General features: G+C 65.1%; 15 protein-coding genes. 10 read left to right on the top strand and 5 right to left on the bottom strand.

The window, feature by feature from the left end:
* Positions 1-43 precede the first annotated feature (43 nt).
* On the bottom strand, positions 44-1,396 hold the full coding sequence (gene hemN, locus CO731_RS13395; protein ID WP_108607527.1) for an oxygen-independent coproporphyrinogen III oxidase: 1,353 nt from the start codon (positions 1,394-1,396) through the stop codon (positions 44-46).
* Between the two features lie 212 nt (positions 1,397-1,608).
* Between hemN and CO731_RS13400 the strand changes: the two genes are divergently transcribed.
* The 9 genes from CO731_RS13400 to CO731_RS13440 all read left to right on the top strand — a co-directional run bounded on the left by CO731_RS13400 (position 1,609) and on the right by CO731_RS13440 (position 12,369).
* Complete coding sequence (locus CO731_RS13400) at positions 1,609-1,890, top strand: DUF2249 domain-containing protein (RefSeq protein WP_108607528.1); 282 nt, start codon at positions 1,609-1,611, stop codon at positions 1,888-1,890.
* A 167-nt stretch (positions 1,891-2,057) separates the two neighbouring features.
* Positions 2,058-2,648, top strand: coding sequence for a VOC family protein (locus CO731_RS13405; protein WP_108607529.1), 591 nt, complete (start codon positions 2,058-2,060; stop codon positions 2,646-2,648).
* A 22-nt stretch (positions 2,649-2,670) separates the two neighbouring features.
* Positions 2,671-3,363 (top strand): glutathione S-transferase family protein, encoded by a 693-nt coding sequence (locus tag CO731_RS13410; protein WP_108607530.1) that lies wholly within the window; start codon positions 2,671-2,673, stop codon positions 3,361-3,363.
* A gap of 63 nt (positions 3,364-3,426) precedes the next feature.
* On the top strand, positions 3,427-4,023 hold the full coding sequence (locus CO731_RS13415; RefSeq protein ID WP_108607531.1) for an ANTAR domain-containing response regulator: 597 nt from the start codon (positions 3,427-3,429) through the stop codon (positions 4,021-4,023).
* Positions 4,020-5,258: a CmpA/NrtA family ABC transporter substrate-binding protein gene (locus CO731_RS13420; RefSeq protein ID WP_108607532.1), complete on the top strand. Its 1,239-nt coding sequence runs from the start codon at positions 4,020-4,022 to the stop codon at positions 5,256-5,258. Before CO731_RS13415 ends, CO731_RS13420 begins: the two co-directional genes overlap by 4 nt.
* A 337-nt stretch (positions 5,259-5,595) precedes the next feature.
* Complete coding sequence (locus tag CO731_RS13425) at positions 5,596-6,888, top strand: nitrate/nitrite transporter (RefSeq protein WP_108607533.1); 1,293 nt, start codon at positions 5,596-5,598, stop codon at positions 6,886-6,888.
* A gap of 20 nt (positions 6,889-6,908) precedes the next feature.
* Positions 6,909-9,359 carry a nitrite reductase large subunit NirB gene (nirB, locus tag CO731_RS13430; protein WP_108607534.1) on the top strand — a complete coding sequence of 817 codons (2,451 nt, stop codon included), beginning with the start codon at positions 6,909-6,911 and terminating at the stop codon, positions 9,357-9,359.
* Between the two features lie 5 nt (positions 9,360-9,364).
* The gene (nirD, locus tag CO731_RS13435) at positions 9,365-9,694 is read left to right on the top strand and encodes a nitrite reductase small subunit NirD (RefSeq protein WP_108607535.1); all 330 of its coding nucleotides are present in this window, start codon (positions 9,365-9,367) and stop codon (positions 9,692-9,694) included.
* 2 nt (positions 9,695-9,696) lie between these two features.
* On the top strand, positions 9,697-12,369 hold the full coding sequence (locus tag CO731_RS13440; RefSeq protein WP_108607536.1) for a nitrate reductase: 2,673 nt from the start codon (positions 9,697-9,699) through the stop codon (positions 12,367-12,369).
* 6 nt (positions 12,370-12,375) lie between these two features.
* On the opposite strand, the gene CO731_RS13445 is transcribed toward CO731_RS13440, so the two are convergent.
* From CO731_RS13445 to CO731_RS13455, 3 genes are read right to left on the bottom strand one after another with little or no spacing between them, the layout of a single operon-like run.
* The gene (locus CO731_RS13445; protein WP_159091636.1) at positions 12,376-14,463 is read right to left on the bottom strand and encodes a polysaccharide deacetylase family protein; all 2,088 of its coding nucleotides are present in this window, start codon (positions 14,461-14,463) and stop codon (positions 12,376-12,378) included.
* Positions 14,460-15,404 carry a glycosyltransferase family 2 protein gene (locus CO731_RS13450; RefSeq protein WP_108607538.1) on the bottom strand — a complete coding sequence of 315 codons (945 nt, stop codon included), beginning with the start codon at positions 15,402-15,404 and terminating at the stop codon, positions 14,460-14,462. Before CO731_RS13450 ends, CO731_RS13445 begins: the two co-directional genes overlap by 4 nt.
* 10 nt (positions 15,405-15,414) lie before the next feature.
* Positions 15,415-16,218, bottom strand: a complete 804-nt coding sequence (locus tag CO731_RS13455; RefSeq protein WP_108607539.1) for a glycosyltransferase family 2 protein — start codon at positions 16,216-16,218, stop codon at positions 15,415-15,417.
* A gap of 805 nt (positions 16,219-17,023) precedes the next feature.
* Here CO731_RS13455 and CO731_RS13460 point away from each other — a divergent pair.
* Positions 17,024-17,305, top strand: coding sequence for a hypothetical protein (locus CO731_RS13460; RefSeq protein ID WP_108679441.1), 282 nt, complete (start codon positions 17,024-17,026; stop codon positions 17,303-17,305).
* A 63-nt stretch (positions 17,306-17,368) separates the two neighbouring features.
* On the opposite strand, the gene CO731_RS29330 is transcribed toward CO731_RS13460, so the two are convergent.
* Positions 17,369-18,016: an SH3 domain-containing protein gene (locus CO731_RS29330; protein WP_108607541.1), complete on the bottom strand. Its 648-nt coding sequence runs from the start codon at positions 18,014-18,016 to the stop codon at positions 17,369-17,371.
* Positions 18,017-18,070 lie beyond the last annotated feature (54 nt).

The following is an 18,070-nucleotide window of genomic DNA, read 5'->3' on the forward strand; positions in this document are numbered from 1 at the left end:
GCGCGCCAGAGCCGGGCCTTTTTGCTTCCGGTGTCCCGGCGTTTCAGGCCGCTTTGCTGTGGGTCCGGTTCGACTGGTCGATATAAGCGTCGAAGGCTGCGGCGACCGCACGGATGACGAAGCGGTGCTCCCGGCTGACGCGCACCACGCCATCGGCAATCGTTACCACCCCGTCGGCGGCCAGTTCCTGCAGCCTGATATTGCCGGCAAGCAGCGCCGATGGGTCAACGCCACGCGTCCTGCAGATCGCGCCGACGTCGGCGCTGAAATCGCACATCAGCCGTTCGATGATCTCGGCCCGCAACCGGTCTTCTGCTGTCAGGCGATATCTCTTGGCGGTCGCGAGCTGTCCCGAAGCGATGTGCTGGGCATAGAGGCCGGGCGCTACTTCATTCTGGACATAGCCGTCCTTCATGCGGCCGATCGCGGACGCGCCGAAGCCGATCAGCGTCTCGCAGTTGTCCGTCGTGTAGCCCTGGAAATTGCGCCTCAGCTTGCCCGCTTCCTGTACCTGGACGAGATCGTCGCCCGGCAGGGCGAAATGATCGAGGCCGATCTGCGGGTAGCCGGCGGCGGTTAGCGTCTCGGCAATGGCTTCTGCCTGGGCGTTGCGGGCGGCACCGTCGGGCAGGGCGGCCTCGTCGATCATGCGCTGGTGCTTCTTGAAGGAAGGGATATGTGCATAGCCGAACACCGCAAAACGGTCGGGCAGCATGGCCATCGCCGCATTGGCGGTGTCGATGCAGGACTGCACCGTCTGGTGCGGCAGGCCGTAGATCAGGTCGAAATTGATGCCGCTGACGCCGGCGCGGCGCAGGTTGTCGGTGGCATCCGCCGTCTGCTTCTGGGTCTGGATGCGGTTGATCGCCTTCTGCACCACGGGATCGAAGCTCTGGACGCCCAAGCTGGCGCGGGTGACACCCGCCGCGCCGAGCGCCAGCGCCATTTCAGCCGTCAGGCGGCGCGGGTCGATCTCGACGGCGATGCTGGTCGTGTCGGAGAAGTCGTAGTGTTCGCGCAGCAGCGCCGCCAGCGCCAGGAACTCCGCCGGCGAGACGATGGTCGGCGTGCCGCCGCCGAAATGCACTTCGCCGACCGGCAGCCGGTGCGGGATGCGCTCGGCGACCATGCGGATCTCGTCGTGCAGCACGGCGAGATAGTCGAGGATCGGCCGGTCCTGCCTGGTGATGGTGGTGTGGCAGCCGCAGTACCAGCACATCGAGCGGCAGAACGGGATATGCAGGTAGAGCGACACCGGGTCGTTGCCTGGCAACTGTTGCAGCCAGTCGCCACAGGCCCCCGTGCCGATGGCCGGCGAGAAGCGCGGCGCGGTGGGGTAGCTCGTGTAGCGGGGCAGGCGGGCCTCGCCATATTTCTCCAGTATGGTTGCGGTCATGGCTTTTCCAGTTCTGTCGCTGTTGCTTCCGACTGATCTAGGCCGCCGGCTGCCCGGTCTCTTTGCGAAATGCCAAGCTGGGGCCATTTCCCCGAATTGTTTGCGTTTCGGCAATCTCGGCCTTCGCCTTCCGCTCTAGGGTTTCCCGCATCCGGGGGCAGGGCGGCCGCTTCTCCCGGCATTTCCTGTTGCGGGCCGGAGGACAGAACAACATGGCAATCGCAGAAGCCGGAAGCATCCCCGTGATCGATGTCAGGACCATTCCCCGGATGGAACGCCATCCCCGGATATTCGCCATGGTGGATGCGCTGGCGCCTGGCGCAACGTTCGTGCTGGCCAGCGATCACGACCCGCGCCCGCTGCATTACCAGCTCGAAATGGCGTTCCCGACGGAACTCACCTGGGAGTATCTGGAGCAGGGCCCCGAGCTCTGGCGCGTCGAGATCGGCCGCAATGACGGGCAAGGCTGCGATCGCTGCTGCGGCAGCCATTGAACCAGAGCCGGCTGGCCAGCCGCTAGCCCTGACGCCATCGCTGCTTTGGCAAATAATCGGAGAATGCTCGGACTTGGGCGCGGGCGCTTTCTGGCACAGGGACGGGTTTTGAACTAGTATCCGCGGTCGGCGCCGTCGCGTGTCGCGGCTGCCGGCGGAGGATGGCAATGCGCAAGCTCCAGTCTCAAGGCGTTCACCACATCACACTGGTCGGCGCCGACAGGAAGACGTCGATCGACTTCTGGGAAGGCGTGCTCGGCATGCCTTTCATCTTCGAACAGCCCAATCTCGACAGGGCCAGCGAGAGCCACCTCTATTTCGACCCTGGCGACGGACGCCTGATCACCATCTTCACCGACGAGAACCGCAAACCGGTACCGGAACGGACCCCGACGGACATCGGCTGCGTTCACCACATCGCGTTTGCGGTCTCGCGCGTGACCTTCCTGCAGGCCGTCGCCCGTCTCGACGAGCGCGGCATCAGGCACAGCGGCGTCAAGGATCGCGGCTTCATGGATTCGATCTATTTCGAGGATCCGCTCGGCCTGCTGATCGAACTCGCCTCCTATCGTTTCGAGCCACCCCACGGCCACACGCATGCCGACGTGCTCATGGAGGCGCACAAAGTGAGGGTTGCCCGCGGCGACTACAACATTGCCGAGATCCACCTGGCCGACGCCATCGAAGCGCTGGTCGAGGGGAGCCGCGCGACCCTGTCGTCCGACCGGACGCCGAAGGATCCCTACACCAAGAGCTGACACACAAGCAGGGAGCGATGACATGCCCGACATCAAGCTCAACGTGATCAAGCCCAGCGTCAACAACATGGCCGCGCGCGTGTTCGTCCGTGCTGCCGGCCTCGACTTCGCCGAGAACGACGTGTTCGGCCAGACCAGGTCGCCTGAATACCTGGCCATTTGTCCCGCGCATCTGACGCCGATGATCGAGACGGCGGAGCTTCCGAACGGTGCGCTCTGGGAGAGCTGCGCGATCATGCAGTATCTCAGCAACAAGCACGGGCTGGAGGGGCTTTACCCGAGCAGCCCGGAAAAGCGGGCGATGATCGACAGCGCCATGTTCTACCTGATCGGCACGTTCTACCCGTATCTCGCACGGGCCACCTATCCGGCGCTGAATTTTCCGCAATATCCGGGCGAGGTCGGCCACAGCGATGCCGATCCCGACACCAAGGAGAAGGCGCGCAAGGCGGCCGTCGAGGCACTCGCCGAACCGCTCGATGTCTTCCGCACGTTCTACATCAAGGACAAAAGATTCATCGGCGGCGACAAGCCGTCGATCGCCGACATCCGGTTCGCAGCGACGCTGGAATTCCTGGCGGTCATCGACTATCCGCTGCCGGCCTGGGCGAAGGACTATGTCGCGGCGATGGAGGATGCGCTCGGCCAGGCCTATGCCGAGCCTGCGGCCGACGTCCGTGGCTACATCGGCTATGTGAGATCGCAGGCCCACTGACGCAGCAGTTCCAAGACCTCGATTGCCGCATTGCACAATTAACGGCGGCGCGCAAAATAGGGCATGGCCGCCAAACCTCTCGCCGTGCTCGTCATTGATGAAAACCGCATCCGCGCCTCGATCATCGAGGCGGGGCTGCGCGAGGCTGGCCATGACGAGGTGACGCTCGTCCACGATGTCGCCGGCATCGCCCGGCGCATCGCCGAGATCAATCCCGACGTCATCGTCATCGACCTGGAAAATCCCAACCGCGACATGCTGGAGAACATGTTCCAGCTGTCGCGCGCGGTGAAGCGGCCGATCGCCATGTTCGTCGACCGCTCCGACAGCGCCTCGATCGAGGCGGCGGTCGATGCAGGCGTGTCGGCCTATGTCGTCGACGGCCTGAAGCGCGAGCGGGTCAAGCCGATCCTCGACATGGCCGTCAGCCGCTTCAACGCATTTTCGCGCCTGTCGCGGGAACTGGAAGAAGCGCGCAGCGAACTCGAGGACCGCAAGGTGGTCGACCGGGCCAAGGGCATCCTGATGAAGTCGCGCGGGGTCTCCGAGACGGAGGCCTATGCGCTGCTGCGCAAGGCGGCGATGAACCAGAACCGCAAGCTGTCGGAGATTGCGCAGAGCCTTGTGACTGCGGCCGGGCTGTTGGGAGACGACGCATGACCGATGCCCGTTTCGAGATTTCTGCCGGCTTCCTGCCGTTGCTCGACAGCGCCCTTCTGGTCGCGGCCAGGGAAAAGGGGTTTGCCGCAGCCGAGGGCATCGCGCTCACCCTGGTGCGCGAGACCTCATGGGCCAATATCCGCGACCGGCTCGCCGTCGGGCATTTCCAGGTGGCGCATATGCTGGCGCCGATGCCGATTGCCTGCAATCTCGGCCTGACGCCGCTGGCCGCGACCACCGTCGTGCCGATGGCGCTGGGCCTCGGCGGCAACGCCGTCACCGTGTCGAATGCGCTGTGGCACGACATGATCGGACATGGCGCGAGCGCCGATCTTTCGCCGCGCGCTGCCGGCGACGCGCTCAGGGGCGTCGTTGCCGATCGTGTCCGCGCAGGTGCCGCACCGCTGCGTTTTGCCGTCGTGCACCCGCATTCGGGCCATAACTACGAACTGCGCTACTGGCTCGCCGCCTGCGGCATTGACCCCGATCGCGACATCGAGATTGTGATCCTGCCGCCGCCGCTGATGGCCGATGCGCTGGGATCCGGTTCCCTCGACGGCTTCTGTGCCGGCGAGCCCTGGAATACCGCCGCCGTCATGCTCGGCCATGGCCGCATCGCCACCGTGAAAGCCAAGATCTGGCGTTCCAGCCCGGAAAAGGTGCTGGGGGCAGATGCGCGCTGGGCCGAGGCCAACTCCGATGCGCTGGCGGCATTGCTGCGCGCCATCCATCACGCAGCGCAGTGGTGTGCCTCGCCAGCCAATCACGCCGAACTGGCAGGCATCATGGCAGCTCCCGCCTATGTCGGACGACCGGCGGACTGGATGTCGCCGGCGCTCTCGGGCCAACTCCGGACGTCGGCGGACAGTTCCGTCGAGGTCGACGACTTCTTCATGCCGCAGGCGAGGGCGGCGACGTTTCCGTGGAAGAGCCACGCATTGTGGTTCTATAGCCAGATGGTGCGTTGGGGGCAGGCCGGGCATTCGACCGAGAATGCCGCCATCGCCCGTGACACCTACCGGCCCGACCTTTATCGCGCTGCGCTCAAGCCGCTGGGTGCGGCCTTGCCGGGCGCCAACGCCAAGGTCGAGGGCGCGCTGCCCACGCCAACTCCGGTCGGCTCGGCCGGGGCCAGCCTGGTGCTCGGTCCGGACGGTTTCTTCGACGGCGGCTTGTTCGATCCCGACGATCTCGACGGCTATATCGCGGCTCAGCGAATGGCAGGCGGCGGCTGAACTTTTTTGTGCGCTGCACATAAAACAGGCAGATGTCGGTGCCGGTTGATCATCGTTTGACCGCCGGCATTTTGACGGCTCAGATCCGTCGATCATGTAAGCATCTGAAAATGAATGGAAACGCCTCGCGCTGCCAAACTGGCACGGTTTGTGCGTTGCAATAGGCGAGGCCGAAAGGCCAGACATATCGGCGTCCAATGGCGGGCGTCTCAGGCAAAGCTGCCGACCAGACGACCGCGATCCCGGATGTACGGACGCGCGACCCTGGCCGGCAGCTTTTTTGTTTTCGCGATCCAGAGAAGCGCGGCGCCTCCCACGCCGCACAACGGAGCCGACAATGACTGCAACCCTCCAAGCCGCGCCCAGCCAGGACAATGCTCCGGTCAGGGCGCTTGCCATTTCCACCCTCGCTTTCACCGTCTGCTTTGCCGTGTGGACGATCTTTTCGATCATCGGCGTGCGCATCAAGCAGGAGCTGGGTCTCTCCGAAACCCAGTTCGGCCTCCTCATCGGCACCCCGATCCTGACCGGCTCGCTAGTGCGCATCGTGCTCGGCGTCTGGACCGACCGTTTCGGCGGACGCCTCGTCTACACGGCAACCATGCTGGCGGCGGCCATCGCCACCTTCCTGCTCGCCTTTGCCCAGACCTACACGCAGATGCTGATAGCCGCCCTCGGCGTCGGCCTCGCCGGCGGTTCCTTCGCCGTCGGCGTCGCCTATGTCTCGCGCTTCTTTCCCGCGGGAAAGCAGGGCACCGCGCTCGGCATCTTCGGCGTCGGCAATGTCGGCGCCGCCGTCACCAAGTTCCTGGCGCCGTTCGTCCTGCTTGCCGGCGGCTGGCAGGAGGTGGCGCTGATCTGGGCCGCTTGCCTCGGCTTCATGGCCTTCATCTTCTGGTTCGCCAGCGAAGACGACCCGGTCATCCGCCAGCGCCGTATCCATGGCGCAGAGCCAAAGAGCTTCTGGAACGAATTCGCACCGCTCAGGAATGTCCAGGTCTGGCGCTTCGGCCTCTATTATTTCTTCTCGTTCGGCGCCTTCGTCGCGCTGGCGCTGTGGCTGCCGCGCTATCTGATCGGCGTCTACGGCTTCGACATCGTCACTGCGGGCATGATCGGCGCCGCCTATTCCATCCCGGCCAGCATCTTCCGCGCCTATGGCGGCGTGCTGTCCGACCGGATCGGCGCCCGCACGGTGATGTACTGGACGTTCGGTGTCTCAGCGATCGCCACGCTGATCCTGTCGCTGCCAACGGCCGACTATGTTGTGCATGGTATCAGCGGGCCGATGTCGTTCCATTTCGAGGTCGGGCCGGTGGCCTTCATGGTCGTCGCCTTCGTCCTCGGCTTCTTCATGAGCCTGGGCAAGGCCGCCGTCTATAAGCACATCCCGGCCTATTATCCGGAGAATGTCGGCGCAGTCGGCGGCCTTGTCGGCATGATCGGCGGCCTTGGCGGCTTCATCCTGCCCATCGCCTTCGGCGCACTCAACGACCTCACCGGCCTTTGGTCGAGCTGCTTCATGCTGTTGTTCGCCCTCGTCGTCGCTTCGCTCGTCTGGATGCACCTGTCGGTCCGCAGGATGTCGCGCGACAGCGTCGACGAGCCGCTGACCTTCGCCGCCCAGTGACACCGCCAAGGAGCACCGTTATGACCGAGAGACTTGTCATCATCGGCAACGGCATGGCCCCCGGGCGCATGCTGGAGCACCTGCTGGAGGCCGCACCCGGCCGCTACCAGGTCACCATCTTCAACGCCGAGCCGCGCGTGAACTACGACCGCATCATGCTGTCGCCGGTCCTGTCGGGCGAGAAGGGCTATGAAGAGATCATCATCCATGGCGACGGCTGGTACATCAAGCACGGCATCACCCTCTACAAGGGCCACAGGATCGTCGCCATCGACCGCGCGGCCAAGACCGTCACGTCAGATCATGGCGTGACCGAGCCCTATGACAAGCTGGTCATCGCCACCGGCTCGGTGCCCTTCATCATCCCGGTGCCGGGCAACGACATGGCCGGCGTGCTGAGTTACCGCGACCTCGACGACGTCAACGCCATGCTGCTTGCCGCCCAGTCACGGGCCAAGGCCATCGTCATCGGCGGCGGCCTGCTCGGCCTCGAAGCCGCCGCCGGCCTGCAATCGCGCGGCATGGATGTGACAGTGCTGCACGTCATGCCGACGCTGATGGAGCGCCAGCTCGATCCGGCCGCCGGCTACCTCCTGCAGAAGGCGGTCGAGGCGCGCGGCATCAAGGTCATGACCAAGGCCAACACCAAGGCCATCGTCGGCCACGGCAAGGTCGAGGGCGTCGAGCTTGACGACGGCACCATCATCCCGGCGACGCTGGTGGTGATGGCGGTCGGCATCCGTCCCAATGCGGGGATCGCCAAGGACGCAGGCATCGACACCAATCGCGGCATCGTCGTCGATCACGGCATGCGGACCTCGGACCCCGACATCCTGGCGCTCGGCGAATGCGCCGAGGTCGGCGGCCAGGTCTACGGGCTTGTCGCGCCGCTCTACGAGATGGCACGCGTGGTAGCCGCCCACCTCGCCGGCGATCAAACGGCCGGCTTCGTCCACTCCGACACGCCGACCAAGCTCAAGGTCACCGGCATCGACCTCTATTCGCTCGGCGACTTCGCCGATGGCGACGACCGTGAGGAGATCGTGCTGCGCGACGCCGCGGCCGGCGTCTACAAGCGACTGGTGCTTAGGGACAACCGCGTCATCGGCACGGTGCTCTACGGCGAGACCGGCGACGGCGCCTGGTTCAACGACCTGAAGAAGAAACAGACCGACATCTCGGAGATGCGCGATACGCTGATCTTCGGCCAGGCCTATCAGGGAGGATCGCCGCTGGACCCTATGGCGGCCGTTGCGGCACTGGCGGATGATGCGGAAATCTGCGGCTGCAACGGCGTCTGCAAGGGCAAGATCACCGGCACCATCGCGGCAAAGGGGCTGACCTCGCTCGACGACGTGCGGGCGCATACCAAGGCGTCCGCCTCCTGCGGCTCCTGCACTGGGCTGGTCGAGCAACTGATGTCGCTGACGCTGGGCGACAGCTACAACCCCGCCGCCGTGCAGCCGATGTGCAAGTGCACCGACCTCGGCCATGACGACGTGCGCAGGCTGATCAAGGCCAAGGGGCTGAAGACCATCCCCGAGGTGATGCAGGAGCTGCAGTGGAAGACCTCCTGCGGCTGCGCCAAGTGCCGGCCGGCACTCAATTACTACCTCGTCTGCGACTGGCCGGACGAATATGCCGACGACTACCAGTCGCGCTTCATCAACGAGCGTGTCCACGCCAACATCCAGAAGGACGGCACCTATTCGGTGGTGCCGCGTATGTGGGGCGGGGTGACCAACGCCAACGAACTGCGCGCCATCGCCGACGTCGTCGACAAGTTCGAGATCCCGCTGGTCAAGGTCACCGGCGGCCAGCGCATCGACATGCTGGGCATCAGGAAGGAAGACCTTCCGGCGGTCTGGTCCGATCTCGGCAAGGCCGGTTTCGTCTCGGGCCACGCCTATGCCAAGGGGTTGCGCACGGTGAAAACCTGCGTCGGCTCGGACTGGTGCCGGTTCGGCACGCAGGATTCGACCGGGCTCGGCATCCGCATCGAAAAATTCATGTGGGGCTCGTGGACGCCGGCCAAACTCAAGATGGCGGTGTCGGGCTGCCCGCGCAACTGCGCCGAGGCGACGTGCAAGGACGTCGGCGTGATCTGCGTCGACTCCGGCTACGAGATCCACTTCGCCGGTGCCGCCGGCCTCGACATCAAGGGCACCGAGGTGCTCGGGCTGGTGAAGAGCGAGGATGAGGCGCTCGAGGTGATCGTCGCGCTGACACAGATGTATCGCGAGCAGGGCCGCTATCTCGAGCGAATCTACAAATGGGCCAAGCGCGTCGGGGTGGCCGAGATCAAACGCCAGGTCCTCGACGATGCCGAGAAGCGCAAGGCCTACTACGAGCGTTTCGTTTTCAGCCAGAAGTTCGCCCAGGTCGATCCATGGTCGGAGCGGGTCTCCGGCAAGGACAAGCACGAGTTCCGGCCGATGGCGTCCGTCGGCTTTGCGGAGGCAGCGGAATGAGCGGGATGGATTGGATCGCGATCGGCACGTTGGCCGACATACCGTTGCGCGGCGCGCGCTGCGTGAACACGCCACAGGGCAAGATCGGCGTGTTCCGTACCGCCGAAGAGCAGGTCTTCGCCATCGAGGACCACTGTCCGCACAAGGGCGGGCCGCTGAGCCAGGGCATCGTGCACGGCGCGTCGGTGACCTGCCCGCTGCACAATTGGGTGTTTTCGCTGGAGACTGGCAAGGCCCAAGGCGCCGACGAAGGCTCGGTCAGGACCATCCCGCTCAAGGTTGAGGACGGGCGACTGTTCATTGCCCTCGACGTCCTGGCTTCGAAGGCTGCCTGACCATGACGGATGCACGCGAGGTGAGGACCGCCTGTCCCTATTGCGGGGTGGGTTGCGGCGTGCAGGCGCGGGTTGCCGCGGACGGCACAACGTCCGTGCGTGGCGACCCCGGCCATCCCGCCAATTTCGGCAAGCTCTGTTCCAAGGGGTCGGCGCTCGGCGAAACGCTGGGCCTCGACGGGCGCGTGCTCCATCCCGAGATCGCCGGTCGTCGTGCCTCCTGGGGCGCAGCGCTCGATCTGGTGGCCCAACGGTTCTCCGAGACCATCGCGCAACACGGCCCGGATTCGGTCGCCTTCTATGTCTCGGGCCAATTGCTCACCGAGGACTATTACGTCGCCAACAAGGTGATGAAGGGGTTTATCGGATCGGCCAATATCGACACCAATTCGCGCCTGTGCATGGCCTCCAGCGTCGCCGGCCACAAGCGGGCCTTCGGCGAAGACATCGTGCCGGGCGTCTACGAGGATTTCGAACAGGCCGATCTCGTCGTGCTGGTCGGTTCCAACACCGCCTGGTGCCATCCGATCCTCTACCAGCGCCTGCTCGCGGCGCGGGCCGAACGCGGGACGAGGATCGTTGTCATCGATCCACGACGCACGGCGACCGCAATGGAATGCGACCTGCATCTGCAGCTCAAGCCCGGCACCGACGTGCTGCTGTTCAACGGCCTGCTGGCGCATCTCGCGAATACCGGCGCCGCCGACCAAGCCTATGTCACTGCCCATACGCTGGGCTTCGAAGCGGCACTCAGTCTTGCAGCGGCCGACGCTCCCTCGGTGAAGCGCGTCGCCGAGGGCTGCGACCTTGCACCTGCGGAGGTCGCCGCCTTCTACGACCGGTTCGCGGCGACCGAGCGCACGGTCACAGTCTACAGCCAGGGCGTCAACCAGTCGGCACACGGCACCGACAAGGTCAACGCCATCATCAATTGCCATCTCGCCACAGGCCGTATCGGCAGGCCGGGCATGGGGCCGTTTTCGGTCACCGGCCAGCCCAACGCCATGGGCGGCCGCGAGGTCGGCGGGCTCGCCAACCAGCTGGCGGCGCATATGGGCTTCGACGATCCGTCCGCATCCGACCGCGTCGGCCGGTTCTGGAATGCACCCGCAATCGCCCGCAAGCCGGGCCTCAAGGCCGTCGACATGTTCGAGGCGGCAGGCGACGGACGCATCAAGGCGCTGTGGATCATGGGCACCAACCCGGCCGTCAGCATGCCGGATGCCGGCAAGGTTCGCGCGGCCTTGAAGTCCTGCGACTTCGTCGTGGTGTCGGATGTCACCCGCACCGATACCAGCCATTTCGCCGACGTGCTTTTGCCAGCGACAGCCTGGGGCGAGAAGGACGGTACGGTGACCAACTCGGAGCGCTTGATATCGCGCCAGAGATCGTTCCTGCCGATGCCGGGGGAGGCCCGTCCCGACTGGTGGATCGTGTCAGAGGCCGCCCGGCGTATGGGCTTTGCCGACGCCTTCGACTACGCCAACCCGGCGGCCATCTTTCGCGAGCATGCCGCACTCTCCGCCTTCGAGAACGACGGCGCCCGCCTGTTCGACATTGGCGGCCTCGCCGATGTCTCCGATACCGCATACGAAGAGCTTGCACCCCTTCATTGGCCGTTTGTCACAGGTGCTTCAGCCGGGACTCAACGGTTGCTCGGCGACGGCAGGTTCCCCACCGCGGACAGCCGCGCCCGTTTCGTGGCCGTCCGCCAGGAAGGTGCGGCACTGCCGGCCGACGCCGCTTTCCCGCTTGTCCTCAACACTGGCCGGTTGCGCGACCAGTGGCACACCATGACCCGCACGGGGCGAGTGCCCCGCCTGATGGCCAATGCACCGGAGCCGGTGATCGAGCTGAACGCCGCCGACGCAGCTGCACTGGGGGTCGCCGACGGCGACCTCGTTCGCATCGAAAGCCGCTATGGCGGCGCTCGGGCCAAGGCTGTCACCAGCTTCGGCCAGCGGCGGGGCGAAGCCTTCCTGCCGATGCACTGGAGCGGCCGCTTTGCCGCCAATGCCGCGGCCGGATCACTGTCGGCGCCTGTCACCGACCCGTTTTCGGGCCAGCCGGAGCTCAAGCACGTGCCGGTGCGGATCTCGCGCGAGCCTGTCGCCTGGGCCGGCGTGCTGATGACCCGCCGCGACCTCAGGCCGACAGGTTTTGTCCACTGGAGCCGCGCAGCCGTCCAGGGTGGCTGGGTCTACGAACTGTCCGGCACCGAGCCGCCGGAGCAGGGCATCCTGCTCGCTCGCCGTTTGGTCGACGTGGTGCCGGCCGACCAACTGCTCGAATATACCGACAGGCGCAGCTCGACATTCCGCGCCGCCGCGACCGACGCCGAGGGCAGGCTCACCGAGGCGCTGCTGGTGGCGCCGCACGGCCACCTGCCGGAGCGGGACTGGCTGCTGTCGCTGCTGGCCTCACGCGAACAGCTCTCGCCGCTCGACCGCCGCGCGTTGCTGTCGGGGCGTGCGCCGGTGCCGGTGCCGTCGGTCGGCCGCATCGTCTGCTCGTGCTTCAATGTCGGAGTGAACCAGTTGGCCACCGCGATCTCGGGCGGCAGCACAAGCGTCGACGAGATCGGCAAGCTGCTGAAAGCCGGCACCAATTGCGGTTCGTGCCGCTCGGAGATCCGGGCGATGCTCGATGCAAGCCGGCTTCAGGCCGCTGAGTGAGCTTCTTCAGCCGCTTGCATGGGTTATATGCTGGAAACGGCGGAACATGCGCCAGCCGGTGGCCGCCAGCCTGTCGGCGGGCGGCGCGACCGGCAGGACCGGCTGGGTCAGCAGGCGGCGCAAATCCGCCGGCCCGACCTCGCTGGTCATGACGATGCGCGACAGCGTAAACGGGTCCTCTGTCGTCGAGGTCAAGGCATGGCGCACGCGGCAGGCCGACTGGAAACCCGCGCCGCGGACCAGCGCGCGCGTGGTGCGGCTGGAATAGCCATGCGGATAGGCAAAGCTGTGCACCTGCCGCTTCAGCCCGTGTTCGAGGGCGAGCTTGCTGTCGAGGATTTCGCGCGCGGCCTCGACCGCCGACAGGATGTCGAGCTGCGGGTGGTTGACGGTATGGGCGCCGATCTCGATGCCTTCGCAGGCGAGACCGCGAAGTTCGTTCCAGTCGAGCATGCGGCGCTCGCCCTCGCCACAGGCGGCTAGCCATTCGCTGGTCTTTCCGACGAAGCCGGAGACGACATAGAGCGTGGCGGCGAAGCCGTATCGCTCGAGTACCGGCTTGGCGCCGGTGAGAAAATCGCACAGGCCGTCGTCGAAGGTGATGGCCACGGTGCGCGGCGGCACGGGCCTGTGCTCGCGGAAGATGGTCGCCAGCGCCGAGATCGTCACCGGGCGGAAGCCGCCCTCGACGAGAACCTTCATGTGCTGGTCGAGTTCCTCGGGCGTCATCATCCAGCGCCGGTAGGCCGGCGCGCAGTCGGTGTCGACGCTGTGATAGAGCAGGATGGGCACGGTTGGGCGCATGGCGGTCGACCCTCCTTTGGCGTAGACGTCTTGGCCGTTTTCCGGACGGGCGACACCGGATGTCGGGCGCCGCGAGGCGGCGTAGCGGCTGCGCAGATAGTTTGGAACGCCGGCCGCGATGCCCAGCCGTTCGCGCCAGATCAATGTCCCGGGATAGTCGCCCGGCAGGCGCTGGTTCTTGGGCGAGGTCGGGCCGGCCATATGGGCAATGCCCGCGGGCATTGCGCGCGCCAGCTGCAAGGCTGCAGGCGGATCGTCGACGACGACCTTGGTCAGGTAGGCGCCGAGGCCCATGCCATAGCCGAAGGCCTGGCGGCGCATGCCGTCCTCGCCGCGGCGATGATGATGCCAGACAAGCGCGCGCGGTTCATAGACCAGCTGGAAGCCAGCCTGGACGACGGCGTAGAATGAGGCGAGGTCGTCGCCGCCGCGGGCAAGCGTGCCGGCGCCAAGGGCGGAATCGAAGCCGCCGATCTGGCGTAGCGCCTCGGTCCGGAACGCCATGTTGGCGCCCGATCCGAACTGGCCGGCGGTGAAGGGAAACAGCGAACCGGAAGGCCGGTTCCCGGCAAGGTCGAAGACCTTGCGCGCAAAACCCTTGCCGAAGCCGCCGTGCCGCTCGGTCCAGAACTGCGCCCGGGTATCGAGTTCCGCGGGCAGGATCAGGCCGGTGACGCAGCCGACCCGGCCGGCGCGGTCGAAATTCGCCGCCATCGCCGCCACCCAGTTGGGATCGACGATGACGTCGTCGTCGGTGAACAGCGCAAGCTCGGAGGAGATGTCGGCGAGGCCGGCATTGTGGGCGCGCCCGAGACCGGGCACATCCTCCCTGACATAGCGTACCGCCTTGCCCCTGGCATAGCGCGTGGCGATCAGGTCGGCGGTCTGGCGATCTGACGGTGCATTGTCGACGACGACGATGTCGAAGGGCTCATAGGTCTGGACAAGCAGCGAATCCAGGCAGCGCGCCAGGCTTTCGGCGCGGTTGCGGGTGGCGATGACGACGCTGGCGAACGGCCCTTCCTTCTTCGGCAGCGGCGCATCGTGCTGCAGCGCGCTGTTCTGGACCGCCTTGTGCTCGGCGATCCGCGCGCGCAGGTCAATAGTGGTCAGCACGTCGCCGTCGAAGGCAAACTCCATGGTCGAGACCGGGCGCCCCATCCGCCGGACGAGGCAGAATACGCCGCCGTAGCGCTCTCCGCTGATGGTGTCGAGCATCTGCACGTCGTTCATCGGCCGGCAGACATCGATATCGAGGACCTTGATCGGGCGGAACTGCGCTTCGCTCATGCCTGCCTCCATGCCCGGTTCAGCCGCGCGCCGAAATAACCCCAGACGGTGTAGCCCAATCCGAAAACGATGCCGCCGGCCCGCGCCAGCGCCCATGGGTCAAGCTTGAGAACGCTATCGCCCAGGGCGCGCAGGATCCCTGCGGGCAGTACGCGCATGACGTAGCGATGCTCGCTGGCGAGCCCGTCCTGGGCGCCCACCGCCTTGACGACCTGGGTCTTGGAACGGCCTTCGGCGAGGCAACGCTTGCGGAAGTAGCGCCAGCCGGCGCGCTCGGCTTTGACCTGATGGTGCACGCTCATCTGGGGGTCGTAGAGGATGAGGGCGCCCGGCATGGCCTGCGTGGCGCGGATGCAAAGCTCTGTCTCTTCGCAGCCGGCAGCATCGGCGGCGGTGCGGCCGATGCCCTCGCGAAAGCCGCCGGTCAGGTCGAAGACGGTCCGGCGGAATGACATGTTGCAGCCGATGGGATTGCGCACCGGTTCGATCCGGTCCGGCTGGCCGCGATAGCTGCAGCCGACAACCCACTGGAATTCCTCGGGAAACCAGCGCGGCCGGTCGACCTGCCACAACGGCAGCACACGGCCGCCGACACCAATGACCGAGGGGTTGTCGTAGTGGGGCAGCATGCGTGCCAGCCAGTAAGGATCGGCGATGGCATCGTCGTCGAGGAAGGCCAGGATGTCGCCGCTGGCGCGCCGGAGGCCGGTGTTACGGGCGCCGGAAAGGCCGCGCGCGCCTTCATTGACGATCACGGCCAGCATCGGATAGGCGGCAAACACGTCCAGCCACAGCGGCGTGTTGTGGTCGATGACCACGATGACCTCGCTCGGCTTGCTGCGCTGGGCGAGTACGGAGGCGATGGCGCGGTGAAGCTGCTCCCGGCGATCGTCGGAATAGGCACAAATGATGACGGATACCTTGTCCCCCGAAGCCGCCATGACCGCCCGCCTAGATGCTGGGTTGTTGCAGTCCGGCTGCTGCGCGGCGGCGCGCCGGCACCTTGGGCAGTGGTGAGATGCCCAGCCTGACAATCGTTTTGAGCACGCGCCAACCATCGGGGAAGGTGCGCAGGTTGCTGGTTCCGTGGATGCGCGGGAATTCCTTGCTTGCGACCTCGAATACATTGAGCTCGGCGCGAAGCGCCTGCACGTTCATCTGGGTCTCGATCTCGAAACCGGTCGCCTGTTCGAGGTTGAGGCAGGGCAGCACGTCGCGCCAGAAGGCGTTATAGCCGTAGCAGAGGTCGGTGAACTTGCCGCCGAAGCGCAGGCGCACAAGGCGGAGCAGGCCCCAATTGCCGAGCTTGCGATACCATTCCATGTCGGTGGTGTCGCCGCCCTGCATGAAGCGTGAGCCCTTGACGAAGTCGGCGCCGGCAAGCAGGGCGCCGACGAAAGCCGGGATTTCGCCGGGATCGGCGGAGCCGTCGGCGTCCAGAGTGATGATGATGTCGCCCTTGGCTGCGCTGAAGCCGGTGTACAGCGCTGCACCCTTGCCGCGCTTCTCCTGCTGCAGGACAATGATGTCAGGCAGCAGTTCGCGTGCAACGGCGATGGTGTCGTCAGTGGAATTTCCATCCACAAGGATGACTTCGTCGACCCAGGCAGGAATGTGAGGAAGAACGTGCGGCAAGTTCTTTGCCTCGTTCATGGCGGGGACCACCACGCTGATCCGTGCAGTGCCGCCGAGAGGCATTCCTGCTGCCTTGAAGATTTCCATAGCAGGTCGCTGCGGGAATGCTGCCGCCGTCATAACGCTTACTCCAACCCAAAGGTGGCGGCATTACCTGACGACTACGCGAACCAAACAGACCGGACGCAGAATAGCACCCTGGTGAAAACGACAATTTCGCAACCAGGTTGTTCCCGTGGAAAATCTGGACGCAAGTGCTTGTAAGCCCCACTCGCCAACTGAACTTTACCAATTTGTTTACCTTTTGTAAACCATGGTTAATATTCGTATCTATAGAAGGAAAATCAATATACATCTTAAAATATCGTACTTGTATGAGCGTGTTAGATTTATGTTTTGTGCGAGGTTATCTTTGGTCTAGATTGATTTATGCGGATCGAAGTTCCAAATTTACGCTTATGTTCGGTTGGGTTGCAATTCGTCACTTTTATATTATGCATCGCTTTAATAACGTTTCTATCAGCCGATACCTCACAAAATGCGTTCCGACCGCTCGAATGCGTCGTAAAACCCGTGCTGGTTGCATTTTTTGGGAACGTTCACTCGGCTGGTCGCAATATTGTGATCGGTGGCAAAAAGAGTGCGCCAGGGCCGCGTCGTGCTGCGTGGTGTGGCCCGGCAGCTACTTTCCACAGCTCATTGTAGCCGCGGCGCATATAGTGCGCGCTAGCGAATGACGCTCGACAGTCCGCATGGTAGGTTGTCGTTAGATGACATGCGGCGGGGTTAGTCCAAATACGGCATATGATTGCAGTGCCGCTTTCCATTCCGCGTAATGCGGATTGTTCGAGGGTTCAATTTGCCTAGTTCGCACCAGCCTGCAGATCCCAGCAAACACGACGCCGTCGATGCCTGGGTTGTCCTGATGAAAAAGTGGGACGCCGCCTACAAGGATTATCTATCCGCGCGTAATGCGCGAGCTGCGGGCGAGGCCAAATCGGGTGATCCGAGCCCGGAATTGAAGCACCGCGAGGCCCAGGCGCTGGCATTGCTTGCCGAAATCAAGGCGGAGATGGACAAGGTTGTCGCCGACACGCGACAGCGTCGCGAGCCGATCGGCGAGTCCATTGTCGTGGGAACCATCACCACCGGCGAGGTCGAGAGCGAAAACCCTGGCGAACCGGGGACAAACCCATCCGAACGCTGACTCCGCTTCGGCCGGCCGGAAAGTTCTGTCCCGGCCGCTTGCACGCGTCGCCGATCTCGCTTGTCACTCCGGCCGCAGGAAGCGGCCGTTGACCCAGCCTTCCTGGCCGCGGTAGCGCACCTTGCACCAGCTCTGGCCGTCCTGGCAGCCGAGATTGCGCAGGCCGCCGGCGTCGAACGGTATTTCGGCAACGACGAAGCCGCGCGGCGAGGGCGTCGTGCGCATGTTGAGCACATCATCGGGCGTTACGCCGACGACGCGCCAGGAGCGCGGTCCCGGCAACGGCTCCGGACCGGGGCCAGGTGCTTCGCCGCGTCCGGCAACGCGGACATCGAGCGAAAACGGTGCCGGGCGGTTGCGCCGCGCTTCGGCGCGCACGAGATAGATCTGGATCGTATAGACGCCGGAGGCCGGCAGCCGGCCGTCCCATTGGGTCTGCTCGCGGGCGATGGTCCGGCCGCGCGGATCGAGCACGTTGAAATAGAGGAAGGTGTTGCGCGAATTGAGGTCGAGGCTCATGCGCTGGCCGGCGCGTGCCTCGAGCCTGTAGGAGGCGCTGATGCGGCCGATGACGATGCCGCGCACCGTCGTCTGCGTCGCGCCAGGGCGCATGCGCAGCGTTTCCACGCGCTCCTGCGCCGCCGCAACCTGCGGGAGGGCCGGCGCAAAAGCCAGCATGAGTGCCAGAAATACACTGCTACGTCGCATCATCTCGGTCCCCGAAAGAGAATCTGCTGCGATCCTAGCGCAATGGTTGCAGGAAGA

The sequence above is a fragment of the Aminobacter sp. MSH1 genome, assembly GCF_003071665.1.
Taxonomy (GTDB): domain Bacteria; phylum Pseudomonadota; class Alphaproteobacteria; order Rhizobiales; family Rhizobiaceae; genus Aminobacter; species Aminobacter niigataensis.